Raw genomic sequence first — 3,532 nt, forward strand, 5'->3', positions numbered from 1 at the left:
GATCGAGGCCGTGCGGGTGCCACCATCGGCCTGGATCACGTCGCAATCGACGACGATCTGGCGCTCGCCGATCGCGGTCAGGTCGACCACGGCGCGGAGCGAACGGCCGACGAGGCGCTGGATTTCCTGGGTACGGCCGGAGGGCTTGCCGGAGGTGACCTCGCGGCGCGTGCGCTCATGTGTGGCGCGCGGCAGCATCGAGTACTCGGCGGTGACCCAGCCCTTGCCGGTGCCGCGCAGCCATGGCGGACCCTTTTCCTCGACGGTCGCGGCGCAAAGCACCTTGGTCTCGCCGAACGTCACCATGCAGGAACCCTCGGCATAGCGCACCACGCCGCGTTCGAGCGTGACCTTGCGCATCTCGTCGGCGGCGCGTTTGGAGGGTCGCATGAAATGATCCTGTCTTGCGGGGAGAGGCGGCTTGTAGGCTCTCCCACGTCACCGGGCAAGGCAGGGCGAGCCATATAGCCCTCTTGATCCGCGCGCCCGCCATGCCGACAATAGGGCACGTGCGCGATTTCGCAGCCGAGGTTCATGAGCGCTCATACAACCCGCCCGGAGACGACGAGCAGCCTGGTCGAGATCGACCAGCGCTCGCGCGAGATCTTTCGCCAGATCGTCGACGGCTACCTGACGACCGGCGAGCCGCTCGGCTCCCGCAACATCGCCCGCCTGCTGCCGATGGCGCTCTCGCCCGCGACGGTGCGCAACGTCATGACCGATCTCGAGCTTGCCGGGCTGATCTATGCGCCGCACACCTCGGCGGGGCGCCTGCCCACCGAACGGGGGCTGCGCTTCTTCGTCGATGCGATGATGGAGGTCGGCAACCTCACATCCGACGAGCGCAAGCGGATCGAGGCCCAGATCCGGGCGGCGGCGAGTCATCACAGCCTCGACCAGACACTGACGGAAGCTTCCGCGCTGCTGTCGGGCCTCTCGCGCGGCGCCGGCGTCGTCGTCACCACCAAGGCCGATCCGCGGCTGAAGCACATCGAATTCGTCCGGCTCGATCCTGCCCGTGCCCTGGTGGTGCTGGTTTCGGAAGACGGCGCGGTGGAGAACCGACTGCTCGCTCTGCCGCCGGGCCTGCCCGCCTCGGCCCTGACGGAAGCCGCGAACTTCCTCAACGCGCGCATCCTCGGCAAGACGCTCGGCGAAGTGCGTGGCGAGATCGGGGCGCAGCGCGCGCTGATGGAGCGTGAGCTCGACGCGCTCACCGCCCGCCTCGTCGAAAGCGGCATCGCCACCTCCTCGGGCCCGAGCGGCGATCGCCACCTGATCGTGCGCGGCCAAGCCAATCTGCTCGACGATCTCAGGGCGCAGGAGGATCTGGAGCGCATCCGCATGCTCTTCGGCGATCTCGAGACCCAGACCGACGTGATCGACCTGCTCTCCCGCGCCGAGGAGGGCGACGGCGTCCGCATCTTCATCGGCTCGGAGAACAAGCTGTTCTCGATGTCGGGTTCATCGATGGTGGCGGCGCCCTTCCGCGATGCCGAGCAGCGCATCGTCGGCGTCGTCGGCATCATCGGCCCGACGCGGCTGAATTATGCCCGCATCGTCCCGATGGTCGACTATACCGCCAAGGTCGTCGGCCGCCTGCTGGACGGCAGCCGGTGACGCGCTAGCTGCGGGCTTTAGCCCTTGGAGCTTGCCTGATGACGACCGCTGCCGCTCATGCCGCCTCCGATCTGCTCGCCGCTGCCGAATCCGGAAGAACGGCCGAGGTGAAGGCCCTGATCGCGAAGGGAGCCGATCTCGAAATGCGCGACTCGCAAGGCCGCACGGCGCTCCTCCTCGCTGTCGCCGGCAACCATGTCGAAATGGCCAGGGCCCTGCTCGCCGCCGGTGCGAGCCCCAACACGCAGGCCGCCAACCGCGACACGCCCTGGCTGCTCGCCGGTGCCTCCGGCCGCACGGACATCATCGCGGCGATGTTGCCGCTGAAGCCCGATCTGCGCTTGCGCAACCGCTATGGCGGCAATACGCTGATCCCGGCTTGCGAGCGCGCCCATGTCGAGACCGTGAAGCTGCTCCTGACCAGCGGCATCGACGTCAATCACGTCAACGATCTCGGCTGGACCTGCCTCTTGGAAATCGTGATCCTCGGCGATGGCGGCCCGCGCCATCAGGATTCTATGATGCCGACGTGCTGGCACGCGACATCGGCATTCGCTTCAAGGGCGTCGAGAAGACCAATGTCGAGGAGTATTGCGTCTCGGAAGGCTGGGTGAAGGTCGCGGCCGGCGCCGCCAAGGACCGCTTCGGCCGGCCGATGACGATCACCCTCAAGGGCCCGGTCGAGCCTTATGTGCGCGGCGAGACCAAGGAAGGCTGAGGCAGCCCGAGCGACCGCCTCTCATTCTCGGGCGCGCGCGCAGCGGCGACCCGAGAAACTCTCCCAGAGGATGCCGGAGCCTCTTCCGGCGTGAGATGCTCGGGTCGAGCCCGAGCATGACGCCTGTCCTCAGACGAGATCCTTGTAGAAAAACGTCGAGCCGCATTCAGCCCCGTCCGGCATCAGCGCGAAGCGCGGGATGGTGCCGAGCTCCGTCCAGCCCAGCCGGTTGTAGAGCCTTCGCGCGGCACCGTTCTCATCCGTGTCGAGCACCAGCAGGTCGCGTCCCCTTTCTCGGGCGATGGCCTCGGCCCGGCTCATCAGCGCCTCGCCGATCCCCTGCCGGCGCGCGCGGGAATGCACCAGCACCTTGGCGATCTCGGCGCGATGCGGCTGGTTCGGCTTGCCGATCAGATGAAGCTGAGCCGTCCCGACGATGCCGTCCGCATTGCGGGCGACGAACAGCACGATCTGTCCTCCCGCGACGCCAGCCGCGACATCGCGCCAGAAGCGCTCGTAATCGGCGGCCGTATTCCACGCCATGAAGCCGACCGAGGCGCCGTTGGCGACGCAGTCGCGCAGAATCTCGGCCAGCGCCGGCAAGGCGGCCTCAGCAGCCGGAGCGTCGAGAATGTCGATGGCGGTGGTCGTGGCGAGAGCGTTCATGCGGCATGTCCCGGAAAAGTACCGCTGCCCGCGGTGAGGATGACGGCGTAGCGCACGGGCTCGACGCCCGGATTGCGGTAAGTGATCGGGCCGCGCAGATGCATCTGCAGGCAATCGCCTTCGGCGAGAGCGTGACTTGTGCCTTCGACCGTCAGGTCGAGCCGGCCGCGCAGCACCCAGATCTGCTGGTCCAGCGTCGGCGCGCCGGCAGCGCTGTCGAGCCGGACCTCAGCACCCCCCGGCAATTCCACCTCGACGATCTCGAAGCTGGAGCCGGTTCCGCGCGGCGAGACGTTGCGGCGCAGATAGCCGCTCGCCGGATCGCGCCAGACCGGTTGCGACGCGCGGCGCGACAGCGGCCCGGTGCCGGCCTCCTCCTCCAGCAGGGCGGAGAGCGACAGCCCGAGCCCGGAGCCGAGCCGGACCAGCACCGTCGCGGTCGGRCTCGATTCGCCSCGCTCGATYCGCGARATCATSGCGCGGCTGACGCCGGTGCGCTSGGCAAGCWCGTCSAGCGTCAGGCCGTGG

The 3,532-nt window shown here is 68.3% G+C and carries 6 protein-coding genes; 3 read left to right on the top strand and 3 right to left on the bottom strand.

Annotated features, from left to right (window positions below):
• Positions 1-390: ribonuclease PH (rph, locus tag AB4Y99_RS27175; RefSeq protein ID WP_441525530.1), on the bottom strand; the 390-nt coding region annotated here is incomplete at its 3' end.
• Between the two features lie 144 nt (positions 391-534).
• On the opposite strand from rph, the gene hrcA reads away from it, so the two are divergent.
• From hrcA to AB4Y99_RS27190, 3 genes are read left to right on the top strand one after another with little or no spacing between them, the layout of a single operon-like run.
• Positions 535-1,620, top strand: coding sequence for a heat-inducible transcriptional repressor HrcA (gene hrcA, locus AB4Y99_RS27180; protein ID WP_051988210.1), 1,086 nt, complete (start codon positions 535-537; stop codon positions 1,618-1,620).
• A 38-nt stretch (positions 1,621-1,658) separates the two neighbouring features.
• Complete coding sequence (locus AB4Y99_RS27185; RefSeq protein WP_441525531.1) at positions 1,659-2,234, top strand: ankyrin repeat domain-containing protein; 576 nt, start codon at positions 1,659-1,661, stop codon at positions 2,232-2,234.
• The gene (locus tag AB4Y99_RS27190; RefSeq protein ID WP_441525532.1) at positions 2,150-2,338 is read left to right on the top strand and encodes a DUF3297 family protein; all 189 of its coding nucleotides are present in this window, start codon (positions 2,150-2,152) and stop codon (positions 2,336-2,338) included. The genes AB4Y99_RS27185 and AB4Y99_RS27190 overlap by 85 nt, the downstream gene beginning before the upstream one ends.
• A gap of 129 nt (positions 2,339-2,467) precedes the next feature.
• Here the strand turns inward: AB4Y99_RS27190 and AB4Y99_RS27195 are convergent, their stop codons facing one another.
• Complete coding sequence (locus AB4Y99_RS27195) at positions 2,468-3,004, bottom strand: GNAT family N-acetyltransferase (protein WP_441525533.1); 537 nt, start codon at positions 3,002-3,004, stop codon at positions 2,468-2,470.
• A complete protein-coding gene (locus tag AB4Y99_RS27200; RefSeq protein WP_441525534.1) occupies positions 3,001-3,525 on the bottom strand; it encodes a helix-turn-helix domain-containing protein in 525 nt (174 codons plus the stop codon). Before AB4Y99_RS27200 ends, AB4Y99_RS27195 begins: the two co-directional genes overlap by 4 nt.
• Between the last annotated feature and the right edge of the window lie 7 nt (positions 3,526-3,532).

It is taken from the genome of Allobosea sp. TAB14 (genome assembly GCF_052113865.1).
Lineage (GTDB): Bacteria > Pseudomonadota > Alphaproteobacteria > Rhizobiales > Beijerinckiaceae > Allobosea > Allobosea spartocytisi.

Bases quoted from the DNA above. Each gene is read 5' to 3' on its own strand.
- hrcA (WP_051988210.1), top strand. From the start codon at position 535: ATGAGCGCTCATACAACCCGCCCGGAGACGACGAGCAGCCTGGTCGAG.
- AB4Y99_RS27185 (WP_441525531.1), top strand. From the start codon at position 1,659: ATGACGACCGCTGCCGCTCATGCCGCCTCCGATCTGCTCGCCGCTGCC.
- AB4Y99_RS27195 (WP_441525533.1), bottom strand. From the start codon at position 3,004: ATGAACGCTCTCGCCACGACCACCGCCATCGACATTCTCGACGCTCCG.